The 22,871-nt window shown below is 71.0% G+C and carries 21 protein-coding genes and 1 rRNA gene; 17 read left to right on the forward strand and 5 right to left on the reverse strand.

The features are described from left to right. The 4 genes from rrf to ACI2L1_RS38490 all read left to right on the forward strand — a co-directional run. Positions 1-105, forward strand: a 5S ribosomal RNA gene (rrf, locus tag ACI2L1_RS38475); the annotation flags it as partial. Positions 106-402: 297 nt separating this feature from the next. After that, positions 403-741, forward strand: coding sequence for a hypothetical protein (locus tag ACI2L1_RS38480; protein WP_404744152.1), 339 nt, complete (start codon positions 403-405; stop codon positions 739-741). A gap of 66 nt (positions 742-807) precedes the next feature. Then, on the forward strand, positions 808-1,494 hold the full coding sequence (locus ACI2L1_RS38485; RefSeq protein ID WP_404744153.1) for a hypothetical protein: 687 nt from the start codon (positions 808-810) through the stop codon (positions 1,492-1,494). Next, a complete protein-coding gene (locus ACI2L1_RS38490) occupies positions 1,386-2,159 on the forward strand; it encodes a hypothetical protein (protein WP_404744147.1) in 774 nt (257 codons plus the stop codon). Before ACI2L1_RS38485 ends, ACI2L1_RS38490 begins: the two co-directional genes overlap by 109 nt. Before the next feature lie 54 nt (positions 2,160-2,213). Here the strand turns inward: ACI2L1_RS38490 and ACI2L1_RS38495 are convergent, their stop codons facing one another. Beyond that, on the reverse strand, positions 2,214-3,506 hold the full coding sequence (locus ACI2L1_RS38495) for a DUF1015 domain-containing protein (protein WP_404744095.1): 1,293 nt from the start codon (positions 3,504-3,506) through the stop codon (positions 2,214-2,216). Between the two features lie 71 nt (positions 3,507-3,577). Here ACI2L1_RS38495 and ACI2L1_RS38500 point away from each other — a divergent pair, with 71 nt between their 5' ends. From ACI2L1_RS38500 to ACI2L1_RS38515, 4 genes are all read left to right on the forward strand, one after another. Further along, positions 3,578-4,606: an HAD hydrolase-like protein gene (locus ACI2L1_RS38500; protein WP_404744096.1), complete on the forward strand. Its 1,029-nt coding sequence runs from the start codon at positions 3,578-3,580 to the stop codon at positions 4,604-4,606. A 91-nt stretch (positions 4,607-4,697) separates the two neighbouring features. Next, positions 4,698-5,741, forward strand: coding sequence for a FecCD family ABC transporter permease (locus tag ACI2L1_RS38505; RefSeq protein ID WP_404744097.1), 1,044 nt, complete (start codon positions 4,698-4,700; stop codon positions 5,739-5,741). Next, a complete protein-coding gene (locus tag ACI2L1_RS38510) occupies positions 5,738-6,775 on the forward strand; it encodes a FecCD family ABC transporter permease (protein WP_404744098.1) in 1,038 nt (345 codons plus the stop codon). Before ACI2L1_RS38505 ends, ACI2L1_RS38510 begins: the two co-directional genes overlap by 4 nt. Continuing rightward, a complete protein-coding gene (locus tag ACI2L1_RS38515) occupies positions 6,772-7,659 on the forward strand; it encodes an ABC transporter ATP-binding protein (protein WP_404744099.1) in 888 nt (295 codons plus the stop codon). Before ACI2L1_RS38510 ends, ACI2L1_RS38515 begins: the two co-directional genes overlap by 4 nt. On the opposite strand, the gene ACI2L1_RS38520 is transcribed toward ACI2L1_RS38515, so the two are convergent. After that, positions 7,643-7,990: an SCP2 sterol-binding domain-containing protein gene (locus ACI2L1_RS38520; RefSeq protein WP_404744100.1), complete on the reverse strand. Its 348-nt coding sequence runs from the start codon at positions 7,988-7,990 to the stop codon at positions 7,643-7,645. The genes ACI2L1_RS38515 and ACI2L1_RS38520 overlap by 17 nt on opposite strands. Before the next feature lie 42 nt (positions 7,991-8,032). Between ACI2L1_RS38520 and ACI2L1_RS38525 the strand changes: the two genes are divergently transcribed. From ACI2L1_RS38525 to ACI2L1_RS38550, 6 genes are all read left to right on the forward strand, one after another. Next, entirely contained in the window at positions 8,033-8,335 is a 303-nt protein-coding gene (locus ACI2L1_RS38525; RefSeq protein WP_404744101.1) for a hypothetical protein, read from the forward strand. A 7-nt stretch (positions 8,336-8,342) separates the two neighbouring features. Beyond that, positions 8,343-9,158 (forward strand): TlyA family RNA methyltransferase, encoded by an 816-nt coding sequence (locus tag ACI2L1_RS38530; RefSeq protein WP_404744102.1) that lies wholly within the window; start codon positions 8,343-8,345, stop codon positions 9,156-9,158. Further along, positions 9,155-10,060 carry an NAD kinase gene (locus ACI2L1_RS38535; protein WP_404744103.1) on the forward strand — a complete coding sequence of 302 codons (906 nt, stop codon included), beginning with the start codon at positions 9,155-9,157 and terminating at the stop codon, positions 10,058-10,060. Before ACI2L1_RS38530 ends, ACI2L1_RS38535 begins: the two co-directional genes overlap by 4 nt. Before the next feature lie 186 nt (positions 10,061-10,246). Next, positions 10,247-11,965: a DNA repair protein RecN gene (recN, locus tag ACI2L1_RS38540; RefSeq protein WP_404744148.1), complete on the forward strand. Its 1,719-nt coding sequence runs from the start codon at positions 10,247-10,249 to the stop codon at positions 11,963-11,965. A 44-nt stretch (positions 11,966-12,009) separates the two neighbouring features. After that, complete coding sequence (locus tag ACI2L1_RS38545) at positions 12,010-12,714, forward strand: hypothetical protein (protein ID WP_404744104.1); 705 nt, start codon at positions 12,010-12,012, stop codon at positions 12,712-12,714. A gap of 246 nt (positions 12,715-12,960) precedes the next feature. After that, the gene (locus ACI2L1_RS38550) at positions 12,961-14,097 is read left to right on the forward strand and encodes a glycosyltransferase family 4 protein (protein ID WP_404744105.1); all 1,137 of its coding nucleotides are present in this window, start codon (positions 12,961-12,963) and stop codon (positions 14,095-14,097) included. On the opposite strand, the gene ACI2L1_RS38555 is transcribed toward ACI2L1_RS38550, so the two are convergent. Further along, entirely contained in the window at positions 14,094-15,725 is a 1,632-nt protein-coding gene (locus tag ACI2L1_RS38555) for a PucR family transcriptional regulator (RefSeq protein ID WP_404744106.1), read from the reverse strand. The two genes, ACI2L1_RS38550 and ACI2L1_RS38555, sit on opposite strands and share 4 nt — an antisense overlap. A gap of 55 nt (positions 15,726-15,780) precedes the next feature. On the opposite strand from ACI2L1_RS38555, the gene ACI2L1_RS38560 reads away from it, so the two are divergent. Further along, complete coding sequence (locus ACI2L1_RS38560) at positions 15,781-16,737, forward strand: LLM class F420-dependent oxidoreductase (RefSeq protein WP_404744107.1); 957 nt, start codon at positions 15,781-15,783, stop codon at positions 16,735-16,737. On the opposite strand, the gene ACI2L1_RS38565 is transcribed toward ACI2L1_RS38560, so the two are convergent. Continuing rightward, positions 16,724-18,106, reverse strand: a complete 1,383-nt coding sequence (locus ACI2L1_RS38565; RefSeq protein ID WP_404744108.1) for an FAD-binding protein — start codon at positions 18,104-18,106, stop codon at positions 16,724-16,726. The two genes, ACI2L1_RS38560 and ACI2L1_RS38565, sit on opposite strands and share 14 nt — an antisense overlap. A gap of 67 nt (positions 18,107-18,173) precedes the next feature. Continuing rightward, positions 18,174-19,976, reverse strand: coding sequence for a glycoside hydrolase family 15 protein (locus tag ACI2L1_RS38570; RefSeq protein ID WP_404744149.1), 1,803 nt, complete (start codon positions 19,974-19,976; stop codon positions 18,174-18,176). A 471-nt stretch (positions 19,977-20,447) separates the two neighbouring features. On the opposite strand from ACI2L1_RS38570, the gene ACI2L1_RS38575 reads away from it, so the two are divergent. Together ACI2L1_RS38575 and ACI2L1_RS38580 are read left to right on the forward strand one after the other, a co-directional pair. Further along, positions 20,448-22,112 carry a CTP synthase gene (locus tag ACI2L1_RS38575; protein ID WP_404744109.1) on the forward strand — a complete coding sequence of 555 codons (1,665 nt, stop codon included), beginning with the start codon at positions 20,448-20,450 and terminating at the stop codon, positions 22,110-22,112. A gap of 85 nt (positions 22,113-22,197) precedes the next feature. After that, positions 22,198-22,824: an NUDIX domain-containing protein gene (locus ACI2L1_RS38580; protein ID WP_404744110.1), complete on the forward strand. Its 627-nt coding sequence runs from the start codon at positions 22,198-22,200 to the stop codon at positions 22,822-22,824. Positions 22,825-22,871: the final 47 nt, after the last annotated feature.

The following is a 22,871-nucleotide window of genomic DNA, read 5'->3' on the forward strand; positions in this document are numbered from 1 at the left end:
AGCGTGAGGGAAACGCCCGGTTACATTCCGAACCCGGAAGCTAAGCCTTACAGCGCCGATGGTACTGCAGGGGGGACCCTGTGGGAGAGTAGGACGCCGCCGAACAATCTTTGGAGGACCCCTGGTCCCAGCGTTCAGCTGGGACCAGGGGTCCTTTTGTTTTTAGAATGCTTGCAGTACCGATGACAGGAGTCACCATGTCCACCAACTCTCCCGACGACCGACCGGAGCGCGACCAGCGGCGACGGGACAGTGGTGACCGTGGCGATCGCGGCTACCGGGGGGACCGTGGCGGCTTCCGCCGCGACAACGACCGCGGTGGGAGTGACCGTGGCGCCAACGACCGTGGCGCCAACGACCGTGGCGGCAATCGCGGTGGTGGGGACCGTCCCGCGTTCCGTCGTGACGACAACCGCGGTGGCAGTGGTGGCGGCGGTGGCTACGGTCGGCGGGACGACCGCCGTGACGATCGTCGGGGCGACGACCGTGGGGACCGTGGCGGCTTCCGTCGTGACGACAACCGCGGTGGCAGTGGTGGCGGCGGTGGCTACGGTCGACGAGACGACCGACGCGACGACCGGCGTGACGGCGATCGTGGGGCTCGCCCCGCGTTCCGTCGTGACGACCGTCCGGCTGGACCCCGCCGTGACGACCGCGACCGCGGGTTCCGGCGCGATGGTGACCGGCCCGCTTTCCGCCGTGACGACCGCGGTGACCGGGGTGACAGGGGCGAACGCGTAGAGCGTCGCGACGACGACCGTGGTGGCTTCCGTCGCGATGACAACCGCGGTGGTGGGTACGGGCGTCGTGACGACCGTCGTGATGACCGGCGTGGGGACGATCGCGGGGACCGTGGCGGTTTCCGTCGAGACGACAGCCGCGGTGGTGGCGGCTACGGCCGGCGTGACGACCGTGACCGCAGCCCCCGCGGGGATGACCGCGACCGTGGCTTCCGGCGTGACGACCGCGGGGATCGTGGTGATCGCGGGGGCTTCCGTCGCGATGACAACCGCGGTGCTGGGTACGGTCGCCGTGACGACCGCCGTGACGACCGGCGTGGCGACGACCGCGGTGGTTTCCGTCGCGACAACGACCGTCGTGACGACAATCGTCGTGACGACAACCGCGGCGACCGTGGCGGTTTCCGCCGTGACGACAACCGCGGCGGTGATCGCGGCGGTGATCGTGGTGGTTTCCGTCGCGACGATCGGCGGGACGACCGTGGTGCTCCCCGCAGGGACGACCGTGGTGGCCCCCGCAGGGACGACCGCGGTGGACGCCCCGGTGGGTTCCGCGGCCGGGATGACCGGCGAGGCGGTGACGACCGGCGCGGTGGTGGGCGTTTCCGTGAGGAGCGTGACCGGGACCGTGAGCCGATCAAGCGGCTGCCGATCCCCGAAGACGTCACGGGCGACGAGATCGACAAGGACGTACGGCAGGAGCTGCAGAGCCTGCCGAAGGGGCTCGCGGAGGACGTCTCCAAGAACCTGGTGATGGTTGCCCGGCTCATCGACGAGGACCCCGAAGGTGCCTACGGCTACTCCAAGGTGGCCCTGCGGCTGGCGTCGCGTGTCGCCGCCGTACGGGAGGCGGCCGGGTTCGCGGCGTACGCGAACCAGAAGTACAGCGAGGCGCTCGCCGAGTTCCGGGCCGCGCGGCGGATGACAGGGCACGTGGAGCTGTGGCCGGTCATGGCCGACTGTGAGCGTGGGCTCGGGCGGCCGGAGAAGGCGCTGGACATGGCCGGGGCGCCCGAGGTGCACAAGCTGGACAAGGCCGGTCAGGTCGAGATGCGGCTCGTCGCCGCTGGTGCCCGGCGGGACATGGGGCAGCTGGACGCGGCCATCGTGACGCTGCAGAGCCCGGAGTTGGCCTCCAACTCCGTGCAGCCGTGGACCGCGCGACTGCGCTACGCGTATGCCGACGCGCTGCTCGCCGTCGGCCGGGAGGGCGAGGCGCGGGAGTGGTTCGCCAAGGCCGTGGAGTCCGACAAGGACGGCAGCACGGACGCCTCCGACCGGCTCGCCGAGCTGGACGGGGTCGAGTTCGTCGACGCCTTCGACGAGGCCGAGGTTGACATTGAGGCCGCCGAGAAGGTCGTAGAGGAAGCAGACGACGAAGAGGGCGAAGCGGGCGAGCCGGGCGACCTCAAGGACTGACATACGCAGTCGATCAACAAGGGGCGGGATCCCGGGATCCCGCCCCTTGTTGCGTTATACGTCCAGTGCGCGAAGGACGAGGCCCGACGCCGGCTTCGGGCCGAACGACGTCGACTTGCGGGGCATCGTGACGCCCTGGCGGGCCAGGTCGCGGACGACCTCCTCGCGGACCGGGTGCATGAGGACCGCCGTACCGCCGTCGCGTTCCGCCTTCTCGACTGTGGCGGCGGTGTCGTGGATGTAGGCGATGCGAGCGGGGTCGTCCTCGGGGATGTGCCAGATGTGGGCGAGGAGCGTGGCGTGCAGGACCGTCGCGTCCAGAGTGCGCCAGGCGGTGGGGCGGTCCGTGGGGATGGTACGGGAGAGGAGATCGGGATCGGGGCGGTCCACGAGGTGGAAGGCGCCGTCGCCGGCGAGCAGGAAGGCGTTGCCCGCGCAGGCCGCGTCGGAGAGGATCTCCAGCGCCTCTGTCAGGTGGACGTCGAGGTGTCGTACGCGGAAATGGCCGTCGAGGAGAGACACAGACCGGGCCAACGGGACGCCGTGCAGGAGGCGGTGGATGGCGCGGACGCGGAGCGGGTAGCGGGCCGTGTCGACGAGGAGGACCAGGCCGTGGTCCCACGGGCTGGGGGAGGGGTGCTCCGTGCGAAGCCGGCGGTAGGTCGCCCAGCGGTGGTGGCCGTCGGCGATGAGGGCCTGGTGCTGGGCCAGGTCGGCCTGGATGCGGGCCACGTCGGCCGGGTCGGTGATCGACCACAGGCGGTGGCTGTAGCCGTCCTCGGTGGTGGTGGCGAGAAGCGGGGGCTGCTCGGCCGTGTGTTCCACCGCGGCTGTGGTGACGGATGTCGAGCCGTTGCCGCGGTAGGTGAGGAGCAGGGGCTCCAGGTTCGCCGAAGTGGCGCGCATCAGGGCCGCGCGGTCGGCGACGACGTGCGGCATGACGTCCTCGTGCGGCAGGACCACGCCCTCCGACGGCTCCGACAGACGCAGAATGCCGATGATCCCGCGCTGGAGCAGGCCGGCGTCGTCGTGCTGTTCGTAGACGTACAGGCCGGGCTCGGCGTCGGCGGCCAGGATGCCCTCGGACAGCCAGTCGCGCAGGGTGCGGGCCGCCTGTGCGTTGCGCTCGGCCGGGGTCGCCGCCTGCGGGAGGATCAGCCGGACGATGTTGTACGGGTCGTTGGACTGGAGCTGGTGCAGGCCGTCGGGGCGGACCACGACGTCGTACGGCGGGGATGTCACGGCGGCAAGGCTGCCGACCCGGTCGGGGTCGTATCGCAGGCCTCGGAACGGGGTGAGTTCCAGGCCTCGGCGCGCCGTTGCTTCCGGGTGACCTGCTGTGTTCATCCCGGCATCGTACGGGTGTCAGTGGCATGGGGGATGATCGGGGAAAGCCGTCGAACTAGGAGCGATGCGGAATGAGCCAGGGCGTGAGGACGAGGCCCGAGAGCAGTGGGCGGGCCCTGAGCGAGGGGTATGACACCGCGCTGCTCGACCTCGACGGGGTGGTGTACGCGGGCGGGAACGCGATCGTGCACGCGGTCGAGTCGCTCGCCGTCGCCCGTGAGGGTGGGATGCACCTCGCCTATGTCACCAACAACGCGCTGCGCACGCCCGACACCGTGGCCGAACACCTCACCGAGCTGGGGATACCGACGGGGGCCGGCGACGTCATCACCTCCGCCCAGGCGGTTGCGCGGCTGATCAGTGAGCAGGTGCCGGAAGGCTCCAGGGTGCTCGTCATCGGGGGTGAGGGGCTGCGGGTGGCGCTGCGGGAGCGCGGTCTTGAGCCCGTCGAGTCGGCGGACGACGATCCGGCGGCCGTGGTGCAGGGGTTCGGCGGACCCGACCTGCCCTGGGGGCGGTTCGCGGAGGCTTCGTACGCCGTCGCGCGCGGGGTGCCGTGGTTCGCGTCCAACACCGACCTCACGATTCCGAGCGGGCGGGGGATCGCGCCGGGCAACGGCGCCGCGGTGGAGGTCGTGCGGATAGCGACCGGTGCCGAGCCGCAGGTCGCGGGCAAGCCGCTGCCGCCCATGCACCGGGAGACGATCCTGCGGACCGGTGCGAAGCGGCCGTTGGTCGTCGGGGACCGGCTGGACACCGACATCGAGGGCGCGTTCAACGGCGAGGTGGACTCGCTGCTGGTGCTCACCGGCGTCACCGACGGCGCCCAGTTGCTGGCCGCGCCGCCGCAGCACCGGCCGACCTATGTGGACGCCGATCTGCGGGGTCTGCTCACCGGGCAGCCCGAGGTCAGCGAGGCGGGAGACGGTTTCCGGTGCGGGGGGTGGACGGCTGCGGCCGGGAGGGAGCAGCTGGAAATCGACGGTGAAGGTGAGGCCCTGGACGGGCTTCGGGCACTGTGCGCGGCGGCCTGGACGGAGGCCGGGGAAGGTGTGTGCGGGCTCGATGCGGGGAAGGCACTGGCCAGGTTGGGGCTGTGAGAGGCGTCGCCGTGGGTGCGTTCCTGTGAGTCCGCGTACGGTTCGGACCTCAGGATCGTGACTGGTTGGCAGGGTAGGCTAACCTAACTGCGTGTTGGTCGACAGTCCTCCTGAACAGCGCGTGGAGACCGCCCCCGCGCCCCCAACCCGCCAGGCGATACGAGTCCTTGGGCTCCTCGTCTCCGTGGCGATCTTGTTGGCCGTCGCGGTGGCGAGCATCGCGATCGGTGCGAAGGGGCTGTCCGTCGGGCAGGTCTGGCACGGTCTCTTCCACGACACGGGGACCTACGGCGACGTCGTGGTGGCCGACCGGCTGTCGCGGACGATCCTCGGACTGCTGGCCGGCGCCGCGCTCGGGCTGTCAGGCGCGGTGCTCCAGGCGCTCACCCGCAATCCGCTGGCCGACCCCGGGCTGCTCGGCATCAACGCGGGCGCGTCCGCCGCGGTCGTCACCGCGATCACCTTCTTCGGTGTCACCTCGCTCAGCGGCTATGTGTGGTTCGCCTTCCTGGGCGCGGCCGCGGTCGGTGCGCTGGTCTGGTTCCTCGGCGGCAGCCGGGGGGCGACACCGGTGCGGCTCGCGCTGGCCGGCACGGCGATCAGCGCGGCGCTGTACGGCTATCTCCAGGCCGTGATGATCACCGACGACCAGGCCCTCAACAAGATGCGCTTCTGGACGGTCGGTTCGCTGTCCTCGGCGAACAACTCGACCATCATGCAGGTGCTGCCGTTCCTCGCGGCCGGCTCACTCCTCGCCCTCGCGCTGGCCCGCCCGCTCAACGCGATGGAGATGGGCGACGACACCGCCAAGGCCCTCGGCGCCCACCTCAACCGCACCCGGGCGCTGGCCATGCTCTCCGCGACCGTGCTGTGCGGTGCGGCGACGGCGGCCTGCGGGCCGATCGTGTTCGTCGGCCTGATGGTGCCGCACATCGTGCGCTCCTTCACCGGCCCCGACCTGCGCTGGATCCTGCCGTACGCGACCGTGCTGTCGCCTGTGCTGCTGCTCGGCTCCGACGTCATCGGGCGGATCGTCGCGAGGCCCGCGGAGCTCCAGGTCGGCATCGTCACCGCGCTCATCGGCGGCCCGGTCTTCATCTTTCTCGTACGACGGCGGAGGACGGCGCAGCTGTGAGGACCAACCGTGCCATCAGGACCGCCGGCGGGCTCTCCCTCCGGCTGGACGTCCGGGCCACTGTCGTCGTCGCCCTGGTACTGCTCGCCGCCCTCGCCGCGAGTGTCGTGCTGATCGGTACCGGCGACTTCCCGATCCCCGCAGGGGACGTCCTGAAGACGCTGCTCGGGAACGGCAACGCGGGGCAGGAGTTCATCGTCAACGAGCTGCGGCTGCCGAGGGTCCTCGTCGGACTTCTCGTGGGTGCCTCGCTCGGGCTCGGGGGCGCGCTGTTCCAGGCCATCTCCCGCAACCCGCTGGGCAGTCCGGACGTGCTCGGGCTCTCCCAGGGAGCGACGGCCGGGGCGCTCACGATGATCGTGCTGTTCTCCGGGAGCGCCGCCCAGATCACCACGGGCGCGCTCGTGGGCGGGCTGGTCACCGGGCTCGCCATCTATCTGCTCGCCTGGAAACAGGGCGTCCACGGATACCGGCTGGTCCTGGTCGGTATCGGTGTCTCCGCGATCGTCACCGCCGTCAACGGCTATCTGCTGACCCGGTCCACCCTCACCGAGGCGGCCCAGGCCGTCGTCTGGATGACCGGCTCGCTCAGTGGCCGTGACTGGGCGCAGGTCTGGCCGCTGCTGTGGCTGTGCGCGATCCTCGTTCCGCTGGTCCTCGCCAACGGGCGCGGCCTCAGGATGATGGAGATGGGCGACGACGTCTCGAACGCCCTGGGTGTGCGTGTGGAGCGGGTACGGCTGCTGCTGTTGGTCGCGGCCGTCCTGCTCACCGCCGCCGCCACCGCGGCCGCCGGACCGGTCAGCTTCGTCGCGCTCACCTCACCGCAGCTGGCCCGCCGCCTCACCCGCTCGCCCGGCCCCAACCTGCTGCCGTCCCTCTGCATGGGCGCCACTCTCCTGGTCACCGCCGACTGGGTCTCGCAGAAGGTCTTCGGCGCCGACCAGCTGCCCGTCGGTGTGGTCACCGGAGTCCTCGGCGGCGTCTACCTGCTGTGGCTCCTGGTCACCGAGCGCAAGGCGGGCCGGATATGAGTGCCGAGAGCGTCCTCAACAGCGGACTGAACAACACAAGGAGCACCGTGAACCGCCTGTCCGCCGACACCGTCACCCTCGCCTACGACCAGCGCGTCATCGCCGAGCAGCTGTCGGTGGAGATACCCGACAACTCCTTCACGGTGATCGTCGGTCCGAACGCGTGCGGCAAGTCCACACTCCTGCGGGCCCTCTCGCGGATGCTCAAGCCCAGCCAGGGCAAGGTGCTGCTCGACGGGCAGGTCATCCAGTCGATGCCGGCGAAGAAAGTCGCCCGCACCCTGGGCCTGCTCCCGCAGTCCTCGATCGCGCCCGACGGGATCACCGTCGCCGACCTGGTCGGCCGCGGCCGCTATCCGCACCAGGGCATCCTGCGCCAGTGGTCCACCGAGGACGAGCGGGTCGTCCAGGAGTCCATGCGGCAGACCGGGATCGCGGAGCTCGCCGAGCGGTACGTCGACGAGCTGTCCGGCGGTCAGCGGCAGCGGGTGTGGATCGCGATGGCGCTCGCCCAGCAGACCCCGCTGCTGCTGCTCGACGAGCCGACGACCTACCTCGACATCCAGCACCAGATCGACGTCCTCGACCTCTGCGCCGAATTGCACGAGGAGCAGGGCCGCACCCTGGTCGCGGTGCTGCACGACCTCAACCACGCGGCCCGGTACGCCACGCATCTCATCGCGCTCAAGAGCGGGAAGATCATCGCAGAGGGCTCCCCGAGGGACATCGTCACGGCCCAGCTGGTCGAGGAGGTCTTCGGGCTGCGCTGCCAGGTGATCGACGACCCGGAGACGGGGACGCCGCTGGTGGTGCCGGCCGCGCGAAAGGCACGTACGCGCGTGGAGGCCGACAGCGAGACGGTGGGCGCTACAGAAGCTTCCTGAGCTGGAACAGGTCCCTCAGACCCGCCTCCAGCTTGACCCGGCCCGAGCCCCAGGCCTTGGCGAAGTTCAGCTCACCGTTCACCAGGGCCACCAGGTCGTCGCCGGCCATGGTCAGCCTGATCTGGGCCTTCTCCTGCGGAGGGCCCTGGAGGGTGTCCCGCACCACGATCCGGCCGCCGGTCATCCGGCCGACGAAGGTGACGTCGAGATCGGTGATACGGCAGCTCACCGAGCGGTCCATCGACGCTGCCGCGGCGACATCCCCTTCGGCGTTCCCCATGTTGTCGGAGAGCTTTTCGAGTGCGGCGTGGCACTCCTCGATCGTGGCCATCGCGGTCGACGGTACCCCAGCTGTTCGGGGTAGCGTCTGGGCATGAGCGACGCAGTTCCAGAGCCTTCACAAGAGGTCGCGGTCGAACCCGAGTACGACCCCGCTGCCCCCGCCCCCCTGGACGTCCCCCGCACCCCCACCGGCAACGCCGAGGTCGACGCCCAACTGGAGCGGCTGGGCGACGCCGACCACCTCGCCACGGACGGCCACGTCGAGGTGTACGAGGATGTACACCGGGGGCTGCGCGACGCGCTCACCGCGCTCGACGCGCGCCCGGGACCGCCGGCGCCCTCGCCGTCGTATGACCAGAGGGCGCCCTCACCCTCGTATGGCACTAGGAGCTGAACCGAACGTGGCAGGAGTCGCACGCCGTCGTCTGGACGCGGAGCTGGTCCGGCGGAAGCTCGCGCGTTCGCGCGAGCACGCCGGGCAACTGATCGCGGCCGGGCGGGTCACCGTCGGCAAGACCGTCGCGACCAAGTCCGCCACCCAGGTGGAGACCGCGGCCGCGATCGTGGTCCAGAGCGACGGCAGCGATCCCGACTACGTGTCCCGGGGTGGGCACAAGCTTGCGGGTGCGCTTGAGGTGTTCGGGCCGCGCGGGTTGGCCGTCGAGGGGCGTCGGGCACTGGACGCCGGCGCCTCCACCGGGGGTTTCACGGATGTGCTGCTGCGGGCCGGGGTCGCGCACGTGGTCGCCGTCGACGTCGGCTACGGCCAACTCGCGTGGTCTCTCCAGAGCGATGAACGCGTCACCGTCAAGGACCGTACGAACGTACGCGAGTTGACGCTCGAAGCGATCGATGGGGAACCAGTGGATCTTGTCGTGGGGGATCTGTCCTTCATTCCGCTCGGACTGGTGCTGCCCGCCCTGGTGCGGTGTACGAAGCCGGATGCCGATCTGGTGATGATGGTGAAGCCGCAGTTCGAGGTGGGTAAGGAACGGCTGGGCAGCGGGGGAGTCGTACGCAGTACGCAGCTGCGGGCCGAGGCCGTGCGCGGGGTGGCCGAGAAGGCGGCCGAACTCGGGCTCGGGGTGAACGGCGTCACGGCCAGTCCGTTGCCCGGACCCTCGGGCAATGTCGAATACTTTCTGTGGCTGCGTGCCGGGGCGCCCGCTCTGGACCCGGCCGATGTTGACCGTGCAGTGGCGGAGGGGCCGCGGTGACACCGAACCGATCTCGTACTGTTTTCCTGCTCGCGCACACCGGGCGGCCCGCCGCCATCCGCAGTGCCGAGCTCGTGGTGAAGGGGCTGCTGCGCTCCGAGATCGGCGTGCGCGTCCTGGAGTACGAGGCCGCCGACCTGCCGCTGCCGCCCGAGGTGGAGCTCGTCAAGGAGGCGACTGCGCAGTGCCTCGAAGGGTGCGAGCTGCTCATCGTGCTCGGCGGTGACGGGACGCTGCTGCGGGGGGCCGAGTTCGCTCGCGCGTCCGGGGTGCCGATGCTCGGCGTCAACCTGGGCAGTGTCGGGTTCCTCGCGGAGGCCGAGCGGGACGATCTCGACAAGGTCGTCGACCGGGTGGTGACCAAGGCGTACGAGGTCGAGGAGCGGATGACCGTCGATGTCGTCGTTCACCGGAACGGGGACATCGTTCACACCGACTGGGCTTTGAACGAGGCTGCTGTTCAGAAGGCCGGTGCGGAGAAGCTCCTTGAGGTCGTGCTGGAGATCGACGGGCGGCCGGTGACGGGGTTCGGGTGTGACGGGATTGTGCTGTCCACGCCCACGGGATCCACGGCCTATGCGTTCTCCGCGGGTGGGCCAGTGGTGTGGCCCGAGGTCGAGGCGCTGTTGATGGTGCCGATCTCCGCGCATGCGTTGTTCGCGAAGCCGTTGGTCACCTCGCCGAACTCTGTGCTGGCCGTGGAGTTGCTGCCTCATATTCCGCCGGGTGTGTTGTGGTGTGACGGGCGGCGGACGTTTGACTTGCCGCCGGGGGCTCGGGTGGAGGTTCGGCGGGGGGCCGTGCCGGTGCGGTTGGCTCGGCTGCATCATGCCTCGTTCACGGATCGGCTTGTGGCGAAGTTTGCGTTGCCCGTTTCTGGATGGCGGGGGGCGCCTCACTAGCCGGCTGTGGGGGCTGGTTGCGGAGCGTTGGCGGGTGCGGGTGATTTGTGGCTTGTCGCGCCCGCGCGGCGGTAGCCGCACATTCAACACAGCCCCGCGCCCCTGAATACCTCCACTCGCCCGAGTGACAGGGGGCCTCGCATCTCGTTGGCTGGACCTCGTAAGGTCTTCACCGTGCTGGAAGAGATGCGGATACGGTCGCTCGGAGTCATCGATGACGCCGTCGTCGAGCTGTCGCCCGGGTTCACGGCTGTCACCGGTGAGACGGGCGCGGGCAAGACCATGGTGGTCACCAGCCTCGGGCTGCTGCTCGGTGGGCGGGCCGACCCGGCGCTGGTGCGGATCGGGGCCGACAAGGCGGTCGTGGAGGGGCGGATCAGTGTGTCCGGCGGTGACTCCGTCGTCGTACGGGCCGAGGAGGCCGGGGCGGAGATCGACGACGGGGCGCTGTTGATCAGCCGTACCGTTTCCGCCGAAGGGCGGTCCCGGGCGCATCTGGGCGGTCGGTCGGTACCCGTCGGGGTGCTTGCCGAGCTCGCCGATGAGCTGGTCGCCGTGCACGGGCAGACCGATCAGCAGGGGCTGCTCAAGCTGACCCGGCAGCGGCAGGCGCTCGACCGGTACGCGGGTGACGCCGTCGCCGTGCCGCTGGCCAAGTACACCGAGGCCTACCGGCGGCTGCGGGCCGTCTCCGTCGAGCTGGACGAGATCGTCACGCGCGCGCGTGAGCGGGCCCAGGAAGCCGACATGCTGCGGTACGGGCTCGACGAGATCGCCGGCGTGGAGCCTCGGGCGGGCGAGGACGTCGAGCTGGCGGAGGAGGCGGAGCGGCTCGGGCATGCCGAGGCCCTGTCGTCGGCTGCCACGGCCGCTCATGCCGCCGTTGCCGGGAATCCCGAGGATCCTGAGGGGATCGATGCCGCGACGCTCGTGGCGGGTGCTCAGCGGGCTCTGGAGGCCGTACGGTCGTACGACCCCGCTCTTGCCGCGCTCGCCGACCGGATCGGGGAGATCGGGATCCTGTTGGGCGATGTGGCCGGGGAGCTCGCGGGATACGCCGACGATCTCGACGCCGATCCGCTGCGGCTGTCGGCCGTCGAGGAGCGGCGGGCCGCGCTCACCGCGCTGACGCGGAAGTACGGCGAGGATGTCGCCGGCGTGCTCACCTGGGCCGAGCAGAGTGCCGCGCGGCTCACCGAACTCGACAGCGACGACGAGCGGATCGACGAGCTGACCGCCGAGCGGGACGGGCTCAGGGCCGAACTGGGTGGGCTGGCACAGGCGTTGACGGATGCCCGGACGGAGGCCGCCGAGAGGTTTGCGGCGGCGGTGACGGCGGAGCTGGCCTCGCTGGCGATGCCCCACGCGCGTGTGTCCTTCGCCCTACGGCAGACCGAGGACCCGGAGGGCGTGGAGGTCGGCGGTCGCGCTGTCGCGTACGGGCCGTCCGGTGTCGACGAGGTCGAACTGCTGCTCGCCCCGCACCCGGGTGCGCCGCCGCGGCCGATCGCCAAGGGCGCGTCCGGTGGTGAGCTCTCGCGCGTGATGCTGGCCGTCGAGGTGGTGTTCGCGGGTACCGACCCCGTGCCGACCTATCTCTTCGACGAGGTCGACGCCGGTGTCGGCGGCAAGGCCGCGGTCGAGATCGGGCGGCGGCTCGCGCGGCTCGCGAAGACCGCGCAGGTCGTCGTCGTGACGCATCTTCCTCAGGTCGCCGCCTTCGCCGACCGGCAGTTGCTGGTCGAGAAGACCAACGACGGATCCGTCACCCGGTCCGGCGTGAAGGTCCTGGAGGGCGAGGAACGGGTCCGGGAGCTGTCCCGGATGCTCGCAGGGCAGGAGGACTCCGAGACGGCCCGGGCGCATGCGGAGGAGTTGCTGGCCACGGCTCGGGCGGACGCGTGAGGGGTGCGGCGCTGGCGGTCACCGCTGCGATGACCCGTGCCGGTATGGCCGTCCTTCGCGCCAAGGCGCCGGGCGGGCGGGAACGGTGGGAGCGGACGAACTACGCCGGGCGGACGGTCGAGTTGTACGCCGGGCCCGCGAGTGCGCTGGCGGTGGCCTTGGCCGCGGGGCGGGTTCGCCCCGCCGCGGGGTTTGCTGTCGCCGTCGCAGGGCTCTGTGGGGCGTACGACGACCTCGCCGGGGACCATCGGCGGGGGTTCCGGGCGCATCTCGCCGCGCTGCGGGACGGTGAAGTCACCAGCGGGGCCGTCAAGTTGGTCGGGATTTCGGCGGCCGGGCTGGTCGCGGGCGCGCTGATGAAGGAGCGGGTCGTCGACAAGGCGCTGGCGGGTGTGGTGATCGCCGGGGCCGCGCATTTCGTCAACCTTGTGGATGTACGGCCCGGGCGGGCGGCCGGTGCGGTGGTCGCGCTCGGGGTGCCGGGGATGGTGCGGTCGGAGTTGGCGGCGGTGGCCGTGGGTGCCGGGGTTGCCGTGTTGCCGGATGACCTCGCTGAGCGTGTGATGATCGGGGATGCCGGGGCGCATGCGTTGGGGGCGGCGTTGGGAACTGCTGTCGTCGCCGGGAGCGGGAGGGTGGGGCTCCTTGTGCATGCGGTTGCGGTTGTTGCTGCGGCTGTCCGTGGGGACCATGTGAGTCGTTTTTCGTCTGACGGCCGGTGGGGGCTGGTCGCGCCCGCGCGGCGGTAGCCGCAAATTCAATGCAGCCCCGCGCCCCTAAAAGCAGCGTGGACACCGCTCCCTCACTCTTGTGAGTGACCCCGACTCGCCCCACACACCCTTCCCCCGTTCTCTGCATGCACGGAACACCCGTACGTCCTGGCATCCTTGGCAGAGAACCCATCACGCGTAGGAAGCGCGCGGTACACCCCTCCGCTCGATACCTTCTGTACGTTTCCTCGTGACCGTCCGACCCGAACCAGGAGCCCCGGCCACGTGACCCCCGTGAGCAGCCACTCACCGCACGGCCAGTCGTCGCTGCGCACCGTGCAGGTGCTGGGCGGCGGCAATGCCGGCAGCAGCGCGCATGTGCGCTCCCTGACCTCGGGGCTTGTCGCGCGGGGCGTGCGGGTCACGGTGTGCGCCCCCGTCGAGGCGGATCGCGCCTACGACTTCTCCGGGGCCGGTGCCGAACATGTGCATGTGCCGCGCAGCAGCGACCCGACCTCCGTGGCCGTGCTACGGGCGGCATGCGCGGACGCCGATCTGGTGCACGCGCACGGGCTGCACGCGTCGTTCCGTGCGGTGCTGGCGCTCAGCGGGCGGCGGACTCCGCTGGTCGTCACCTGGCACGATCGGGCGTATGCCGAGGGCGCGCGGGCTCATTTCGTGCGCCTCCTCGAACATCGCGTCGTCAGGGCCGCGTCCGTGGTGCTCGGATCCACCTCGGCGCTCGTTGACCGGGCGCGCAGTACCGGTGCCCGGGACGCGCGGCTCGCCGCCGTCGCCCTGCCCGTGCCGCGCGGGGCCGTCGAGCAGGAGGACCCCGACCGGCTACGGCCCAAGGTGCGGGCCGAACTCGGCGCCACCGGACGCCCGTTGCTGATGGCCGTCGGCAGCCTGGACAAGCACCGGGGCTACGAGACACTGCTGGACGCCACACGCGCGTGGCGCCTTCTCGACCCCGTGCCGCTGGTCGTCGTCGCGGGGGAGGGGCCGCTGCGGACGGTCCTGCAGAGCCGTATCGAGGACGAGGGGCTGCCCGTCCGGCTGATCGGGCGGCGTGACGACGTCTCCGAACTTCTCGCGGCAGCCGATCTCGCGATCCTGCCGAGTCGTTGGGAGGCGCGGTCCGTTCTCGCCCAGGAGGCCTTCCACGCGCGCGTGCCGCTCGTCGCGACCGCGGTCGGCGGTATCCCCGACCTCGTCGGCGACGCGGCCGAACTCGTCCCGTACGGCGACCCGGAGGCACTCGCCGCGGCCGTCGTTCGACTGCTCGGCGATCCGGAGCGCCGGGAGCTGCTGAGGGAGCGGGGGGTGCGGCAGGCGGCCACCTGGCCGACCGAGGACGAGACCGTCGCGCAAGTGCTCAGCGTCTATGACGAGTTGACCCAGCCTCTGCCGCTCCTCTAGGGCACGTGTCTGCGTGCCCGGAGTGCCAGGCTCAATGCCAGTACCGTCTGCGGGTCGTCGAGGTCCGTGCCGAGCAACTCGCCGATGCGGGCGAGGCGGTTGTAGAGGGTCTGCCGGTTCAGGTGGAGTGCGCGGGCGGTCTCCGCCTTGCGGCCGGCGTGCGCCAGATAGGTCTCCAGGGTGGGCAGCAACGGCGGCTTCGCGCGGTCGTCGTGGGCGCGCAGCGGGCCGATGGCGCGGTCCACGAACGCACCGAGGTCCGGGTGGTCGCGCATCCGCCACAGCAGGAGGTCGATGTCGAGGCGGCGGGCGTCGTACCAGGGGCGGTCGGACAGTCCCTGTGCCGCCGTCGCCGTCTCCGCCGCGTGCCGCAGGCCCGCCGAGGCCGCCGCCCAGCTGCCCGCGACCGCGACCACCACGACCGGTGGCTGAGCGCCGGGCCGCTGCATCCCGGTCCGCTCCACTCCCGCCCGCAGCGCCGCCGCGACCCGGTCCGCGACCGTCGGCCGCTCCGGCTCCGCGCGCAGGCCGAGCAGCACCAGTACGCGGCCCTCGACTGGCCGTACACCCAGCAGGACCGGTACGCCGACCGAGGCCAGCTCCTCGGAGACCGCCCGCGCCAGCACCGCCCAGCCGCCGCTCGAGGAGCCGAGGTGCATCACCACGGGCAGCAGCGGGCCGCTGCCCGGCCTGAAGCCCAGCACGCGCGCCTGTGCGGGAGCGTCCTCGGCGGCGATACGGCCCTCGGCGAGGTCGGTCAGGAAGTCGCCGCGTCCCCGTGCGGCCAGCTCCTCCTCCTGGCGGGCCTGCATCAGGACGACGGCGATGATGCCCGCGGCGCGTTCCGCCGCCATCCGGTGCACCGGTCCCATCGGTCCCCGCACCGGCAACAGGACCAGTCGCGCCCGCACCGATCCCGTGCCGGGCCCGCCCCCGGGTACGTCCACGAGCACCGAGCCGGCCGGAGGCGCGTCCTTGTGGTGGCCGCGCAGCCCCTCCCAGACCTGGAGCGGGTCCGCGCCCTCGGGCCCCGCTCCGGCGGCGTACAGGAGTTGGCCGTCCGTGGTCTCCAGGAAGACCGGGTTGGCGCCGAAGTCGGCCAGGATGCCGAGCACCTGGGGGACCCCGCCGCCGCCCAGCAGCGCCTCGGTACAGCGGCGGTGCACCTCCTCCGCGCGCTGGAGCAGCGCGTAGTGGCCGTTGACGATCTCGGTGTGGATCTCCTCGGTGACCGCCACGAACGGCACCTCGCGGTGCAGTTGGACGAGCGGCAGGCCCGTCGCGCGGGCCGTGTCGACGAGGGCCGCGGGCAGCCGGGTGAAGCGCGGGCCGAGCTCGACGACCAGGGCCGCGATGCCGCGCTCGGCCAGCGTACGGACGAACGCGCGCTGTTCGGCCGGCCGGGTGCCGAGGCCGTAGCCGGTGGTCAGCAGCAGTTCCCCGCCCTTCAGCAGGGAAGCGATGTTCGGGACCTCGCCCGTGTGTACCCAGCGCACGGTCCGGTGCAGCCGGTCCGCGCCCGCGAGGATCTCCGGGAGCCCGCTGCGAAGACCCGGCAGCTCCAGCGCACGCTGCACGGTGATCCCGGCGCCCTGGGTCTCGAATCCGCCGTTCGTAGCGCTGTCCATGAGCCGGACGCTACCCGAGGCGTGCCCGGTGCCGTGTCGGGGTAGCGGCCGGGGCATGGACTTCAGCGTGGTGGCCGTGGCCAGGGAGGACGACAGTCCGGTCGAGGAGCCGCTCAGGGTGGCGGCGGTCGCCGACCGGCTCGGATATCGGGAGGTGTGGGCGGGGGAGGGGCCTACCTGGGACGCGTTCGTGCTCGCCGCGGCGATCGGGCGGGCCACCGAGCGGGTCGCGCTGACCGCAGGGCCTGTGCCGGTGAACGTGCGTGATCCGTACACCTCGGCCCGGGGCGCCGCCTCGGTCGCGGCGCTCGTCGGCCGCCCGGTCGGGGTCGCGCTGGGCACGTCCAGCAAGCGGGTGGTGGAGGGCGTGCACGACCGGCCCCGGGCGCGGCCCGCCGCCGTACTGGAGGAACACGCGGCAGCCGTACGACGGTTTCTGCACGCTTCTCCGGGTGAACCGGTCGTGCCCGGCAGCTCTTTCCGCCGACGTCTGCCGCCGCCCGGAGGGCCGCTCACCGTGGCCGCGTTCGGGCCCCGAGCGATCGCCACGGCCGCCGCGCACGCCGACCGCATGCTGCTGGACGTGGTCTCGCCGGAGCAGGTGCGGGCGCTGCGCGCGGAGCTGGACGCGGCGGCCGGGAAGGCGGGCCGTACGGTGCCCACGCTCGCCGCGTGGCTGCCGGCGGCCGTCGACCCCGAGCCCGAGTCCCTCGCGCAGGTGCTGGGGAGCATCGCCGGGTACCTGACCGTGCCGGGTTACCGCGAGGTCTTTGCCGAGGCCGGGTTCGGGGGCGCCGTGGAGCTGGCCGCGAGCGGGGCCGACCGGGAGACCCTGGTGCGGGCCCTGCCCGCCGAGGCCGCGGGCACGGTCGCGCTGGTGGGCGGCCTGGACGCCGTACGCGCGCGGATCGACGCCTATGCCGAGGCCGGGCTCGACGAGGTCGCCCTGGTGCCGGCGACGGCGGGCGACCCGGGCGGGGAACGCACGCTGACCGCGCTCAGGCCGGCCTGATGTTGTGGTTGAAGCGGAACACGTTGTCCGGGTCGTACCGGCGTTTCAGTGCGGCCAGCCGGTGCGCGTTCTCGGTGCCGACGCCGGCCACCACGCGGTCGGCGCCCTCGTCGCCGATGAAGTTGAGGTAGACCGCGCCGGTACTCCACGGCTGGACGTCGGTGCGGACGTCGCGGACCCACTGGACGCACCGCTCGTCGTCGGCCGGACTCTCCCAGATGCCGAAGGGGTGCACCAGCCACAACGCGTCCCGGTAGGGCACCGGCCACTCGGCGGGGCCGTCGGCGACCGCGCCGCCCTGCGGCAGCAGGATCTGCTGGTTCCCGGAGGGCAGCGGCATGGAGTCCGCACGGGCGCAGAAGACGTCCACGAGGTCGTCGGGCAGGCCCGTCAAGTACTCCGCCGACCAGTAGTTCCGCATGCCGGGCGGATCGTCGAGCATGCACTGGAAGTCGGCGTAAGGCAGCCCGTTGACGATCTCCACCTCGTGCGGCAGCGCCAGCAGCGGCTCGGCCAGCTTGCGGAGGTCCTCCTCGGGCCCGGCGTACGCCAGCAGGGCACCGCACACCAGCTTGCCGACCAGGTTCGGCGGCACGAACGGCTGGGGCGGGCCGCAGAGGAACAGGATGCCGCCGCCTGCCTCCACCGGGGCGGCCCCGATGATCTCGCGGTAGGTGCGGATGACCTCCTGGCCATGTTCGGGCAGGAACATCAGGAGGGCGATGGAGAAAGCGGGCAGCTCGTGCAGTTTGAGGGTGAGCGCGGTGGCGATGCCGAAGTTCCCGCCGCCACCGTGCAGGCCCCAGAACAGCTCGGGGTTGTCGTCCGCGCTCGCGTGGACCTTGGTGCCGTCGGCGGTGACCAGTTCGGCGCCGAGGAGGTTGTCCACCGCCAGGCCGCAGGAACGTTCCAGCCAGCCGCTGCCGCCGCCCAGGACGAAGCCGCCCACCCCGGTGGTGGAGGCCCGGCCTCCGGTGGTGGCGAGGCCGTGGGGCTGGCAGGCGCGGTCCAGGTCGCTCATCGTGGCGCCGCCCGCGACCCGTACCGCCTCGGCCGCGGGGTCCACGGCGACCGCGCGCATATGGCGCAGATCGACGACGACTCCGCCGTCGTTCAGCGCCATGCCCGCCACACTGTGTCCGCCGCCGCGCACCGCGATCGACAGGTCCAGGTCGCGGGCGAAGCGCACGGTCCGTACGACGTCGTCCTCGTCCACGCACTGCGCGATCACCGCGGGCCGGCGGTCGATCATCGCGTTGAAGACGGTCCGGGCCTCGTCGTAGCCCGGATCGTCCGGAGCGAACACGTCGCCGACCAGATCCTCGCGCAGCGCGGAGAGTGCCGCGCCCGCCTTCGACGGGGATGCCATGGGGCGCCCCCTTTCGTGCAGGGGCTGAGGGTTCCCAGCCTATGCGGGCCTCCCGCGTGAGTCCTGTTCAGCCGCCGTACGCCCCCGACGCCGTCAGACGCAGGGCCGTGTCGATGAGCGGGACATGGCTGAAGGCCTGCGGGAAGTTGCCGACCTGGCGCTTGAGGCGCGGGTCCCACTCCTCGGCGAGCAGACCGAGGTCGTTGCGCAGAGCCAGCAGCTTCTCGAAGAGTTTGCGGGCCTCGTCCACCCGGCCGATCATCGCGAGGTCGTCCGCCATCCAGAACGAGCAGGCCAGGAAGGCGCCCTCGTCGCCGGGGAGGCCGTCGACGTTCTCGTCGCCGCTGGTGGTCGGGTAGCGCAGGATGAAGCCGTCCGACGTGGACAGCTCGCGCTGGATCGCCTCGATGGTGCCGATCACGCGCTTGTCGTCCGGTGGCAGGAAGCCCATCTGCGGGATGAGCAGCAGGCTCGCGTCCAGCTCCTTCGAGCCGTACGACTGGGTGAAGGTGTTGCGCTCCTTGTCGTAGCCCTTCTCGCACACGTCCCGGTGGATGTCGTCGCGCAGTTCGCGCCACTTCTCCAGCGGGCCGTCCGCGTCGCCGGACTCGATCAGCTTGATGGTGCGGTCGACCGCCACCCAGGCCATCACCTTGGAGTGCACGAAGTGCCGGCGCGGCCCGCGCACCTCCCAGATGCCCTCGTCCGGCTCGTCCCAGTGCTGCTCCAGGTAGCGGATCAGCTTGAGCTGGAGCAGCGAGGCGTAGTCGTTGCGGGACAGGCCCGTCATGTGGGCCAGGTGCAGGGCCTCGGTGACCTCGCCGTAGACGTCCAGCTGGAGCTGGTGCGCGGCGCCGTTGCCGACCCGGACCGGGGCGGAGCTCTCGTAGCCCGGCAGCCAGTCCAGCTCCGCCTCGCCCAACTCCCGCTCGCCGGCGATGCCGTACATGATCTGCAGGTTCTCGGGGTCGCCGGCGACGGCCCGCAGAAGCCACTCGCGCCAGGCGCGGGCCTCCTCGCGGTAGCCGGTGCGCAGCAGCGAGGAGAGGGTGATGGCCGCGTCGCGCAGCCAGGTGTAGCGGTAGTCCCAGTTGCGGACGCCGCCGATGTCCTCGGGCAGGGAGGTCGTGGGGGCCGCGACGATGCCGCCGGTGGGGGCGTACGTCAGCGCCTTGAGGGTGATCAGGGAGCGGATGACCGCCTCGCGGTACGGGCCGTGGTAGGTGCAGTGCTCGACCCACTCGCGCCAGAAGTCCTCGGTCGCCTCCAGCGACTGCTCCGGCTCCGGCAGCGGGGGCGGCTGCTTGTGCGAGGGCTCCCAGGAGATGGTGAACGCGATCCGGTCACCCGGGGCAACCGTGAAGTCGGAGTACGTCGTCAGGGACTTTCCGTAGGTCTCGCAGTCGGTGTCGAACCACACCGAGTCCGGGCCCGCCACGGCGACCGTGCGGCCCTCGTGCTTGTGGACCCACGGGACGACACGGCCGTAGGAGAAACGCATACGCAGGGCGGAGCGCATCGGGACGCGGCCCGAGACGCCTTCCACGATCCGGATCAGCTGGGGAGCGCCGTCACGAGGGGGCATGAAATCGGTCACCCGGACCGTGCCGCGTGAGGTGTCCCACTCCGATTCGAGGATCAGGGAGTCGCCACGGTAGGTGCGCCGGGCCGCCGTGGGGGGCTCGGCGTCGGCCGCGTGCGCGGGGCCGAGCCGCCAGAAGCCGTGCTCCTCGGTGCCCAGCAGGCCGGCGAAGATGGCATGCGAGTCGAAGCGGGGCAGGCACAGCCAGTCCACTGTGCCGTCCCGGCAGACCAGGGCAGCGGTCTGCATGTCTCCGATGAGTGCGTAGTCTTCGATGCGCCCGGCCACGTGCAACTCCAGTCGAACGGCCACGTCACCCCCTCAAGGAAAAAGGGGGCTGTCGCTTGGTGCGGTCAAGGGGGTCGTTGTAATGCGTCGTTGAGCGGTGAAGCAAAACAGGCCTGCCGCTGTGAGGCAAAGCGACAACTGTTGCTCAACGAACTGACGAGCTCTCGTTGTTCCGGGGCTTACGGGTGGGGGTGGTCCCGAGTTTCCGGCCGGGCTCGGCAGCGAGTGTCCGAGCAGGATACGACGCACGTAGATGATCTGTGTGCCGCTCCGGACAACGCGGCTGAGCCGAACGGGTGAGCAACGGGTGAGAAGTGGGGGTGCTCGTGTGCGTCCGTGTCGGCGTGTGTGCGGAGCGTGGCCGGAAGCCATCTCCCCGAGGCGCTGATACCCTGGTAGCCCGTGGACCGGTGGGCGCCTGACCCCCGAACCGCACCTCCAGATCGCGACCACGGGAGCCCCCTCTTGGCCATGACCGCTGCTTTTCGAAACAGCACAGCCACGACGACCAAGCACATCTTCGTCACTGGGGGTGTCGCCTCCTCGCTCGGCAAGGGGCTGACGGCCTCCAGCCTTGGCATGCTGCTCAAGGCGCGGGGCCTGCGCGTCGTGATGCAGAAGCTCGACCCGTACCTCAACGTCGACCCGGGCACGATGAACCCCTTCCAGCACGGTGAGGTGTTCGTCACCAACGACGGCGCCGAGACCGACCTGGACATCGGCCACTACGAACGCTTCCTCGACCGTGACCTCGACGGTTCCGCCAACGTCACCACCGGCCAGGTCTACAACACGGTGATCGCCAAGGAGCGGCGCGGCGAGTACCTGGGCGACACCGTGCAGGTCATCCCGCACATCACCAACGAGATCAAGCACCGCATCCGCCGCATGGCGACCGACGAGGTCGACGTCGTGATCACCGAGGTCGGCGGCACGGTCGGCGACATCGAGTCGCTGCCCTTCCTGGAGACGGTCCGCCAGGTCCGGCACGAGGTCGGCCGTGACAACGTCTTCGTGGTCCACATTTCCCTCCTGCCGTACATCGGCCCGTCGGGAGAGCTGAAGACGAAGCCGACCCAGCACTCGGTTGCGGCGCTCAGGAACATCGGTATTCAGCCGGACGCGATCGTGCTGCGCTGCGACCGCGAGGTCCCGACCGCGATCAAGCGCAAGATCTCGCTGATGTGCGACGTCGACGAGTCCGCCGTGGTCGCCTGCCCCGACGCCAAGTCGATCTACGACATCCCGAAGACCGTGCACGGCGAGGGCCTGGACGCCTATGTCGTCCGCAAGCTGGACCTGCCGTTCCGGGACGTGGACTGGACGACCTGGGACGACCTGCTCGACCGCGTCCACAACCCCGACCACGAGATCACCCTCGCCCTGGTCGGCAAGTACATCGACCTGCCCGACGCCTATCTCTCGGTCACCGAGGCACTGCGCGCGGGCGGATTCGCCAACAAGGCCCGCGTGAAGATCAAGTGGGTCACCTCCGACGACTGCAAGACCCCGGCCGGAGCCGCGGCGCAGCTCGGTGACGTGGACGGCATCTGCATCCCGGGCGGCTTCGGCGACCGCGGTGTGCTCGGCAAGGTCGGCGCGATCCAGTACGCCCGCGAGAACAGGATCCCGCTGCTCGGTCTCTGCCTGGGCCTGCAGTGCATCGTGATCGAGGCCGCGCGGAACCTGGCCGACATCCCGGACGCCAACTCCACCGAGTTCGACTCGGCCACCGGACACCCGGTCATCTCCACCATGGCCGAGCAGCTCGACATCGTCGCCGGTGAGGGTGACATGGGCGGCACCATGCGGCTCGGCATGTACCCGGCCAAGCTCGCCGAGGGCTCCATCGTGCGTGAGGTGTACGACGGCAAGGAGTACGTCGAGGAGCGGCACCGGCACCGCTACGAGGTCAACAACACCTACCGTGCCGAGCTCGAAAAGAAGGCGGGCATCCTGTTTTCCGGCACCTCGCCGGACGGCAAGCTCGTCGAGTACGTCGAGTACCCACGCGACGTCCACCCCTATCTGGTCGCCACGCAGGCCCACCCCGAGCTGCGCTCGCGTCCGACCAGGCCGCACCCGCTGTTCGCCGGCCTGGTGAAGGCCGCGGTCGAGCGGCAGAGTTCCAAGTAGCACGACAGTTGTACGGTGGCCGGGGCGCACGCATTCAAATGGCGGGTGCCCCGGCTTCTTTTGCGCACGTGGGGAAGGACAGGGCATGACGATCGAGGACACCCCGGAGGAGTGGGAGATCCGGGCGACGGAGACCCCTTTCGTGGGCAACAAGACCTCCGTCCGCAGGGACGAGGTGGTCATGCCCGACGGGTCGGTGGTCCGCCGTGACTACCAGGTCCACCCCGGCTCGGTGGGCGTCCTCGCCCTCGACGACGAGGACCGGGTGCTGCTCATCCGGCAGTACCGGCATCCCGTACGGCAGAAGCTGTGGGAGATCCCTGCGGGGCTGCTGGACGTGCCCGGTGAGAATCCGCTGCACGCGGCGCAGCGGGAGCTGTACGAGGAGGCGCACGTCAAGGCGGAGGACTGGCGGGTGCTGACGGATGTCTACACCTCGCCCGGGGGGTGCGACGAGGCGATCCGGATCTTCCTGGCCCGGGGGCTGTCCGAGGCCGAGGAGGAGCGGTTCGCGGTCGAGGACGAGGAGATCGATCTGGAGTACGCGCGCGTGTCGGTGGATGAGCTGGTGCGCGGGGTTCTTGCCGGGGAGTTGCACAACAACTGCCTGGTGGTGGGCGTGCTTTCGCTCGTCGCCGCGCGTGCCTCCGGCGGGTTGGACGGGTTGCGGTCGGCTGAGGCGGAGTGGCCTGCGCGGCCGTTCCAGGTGTGACGGTTTTTCGGGGTGCGCCGTTGGTCTCGCGGTTCGCTGCGGGGTGC

The organism is Streptomyces sp. NPDC019531, assembly GCF_044903305.1.
GTDB lineage: Bacteria > Actinomycetota > Actinomycetes > Streptomycetales > Streptomycetaceae > Streptomyces.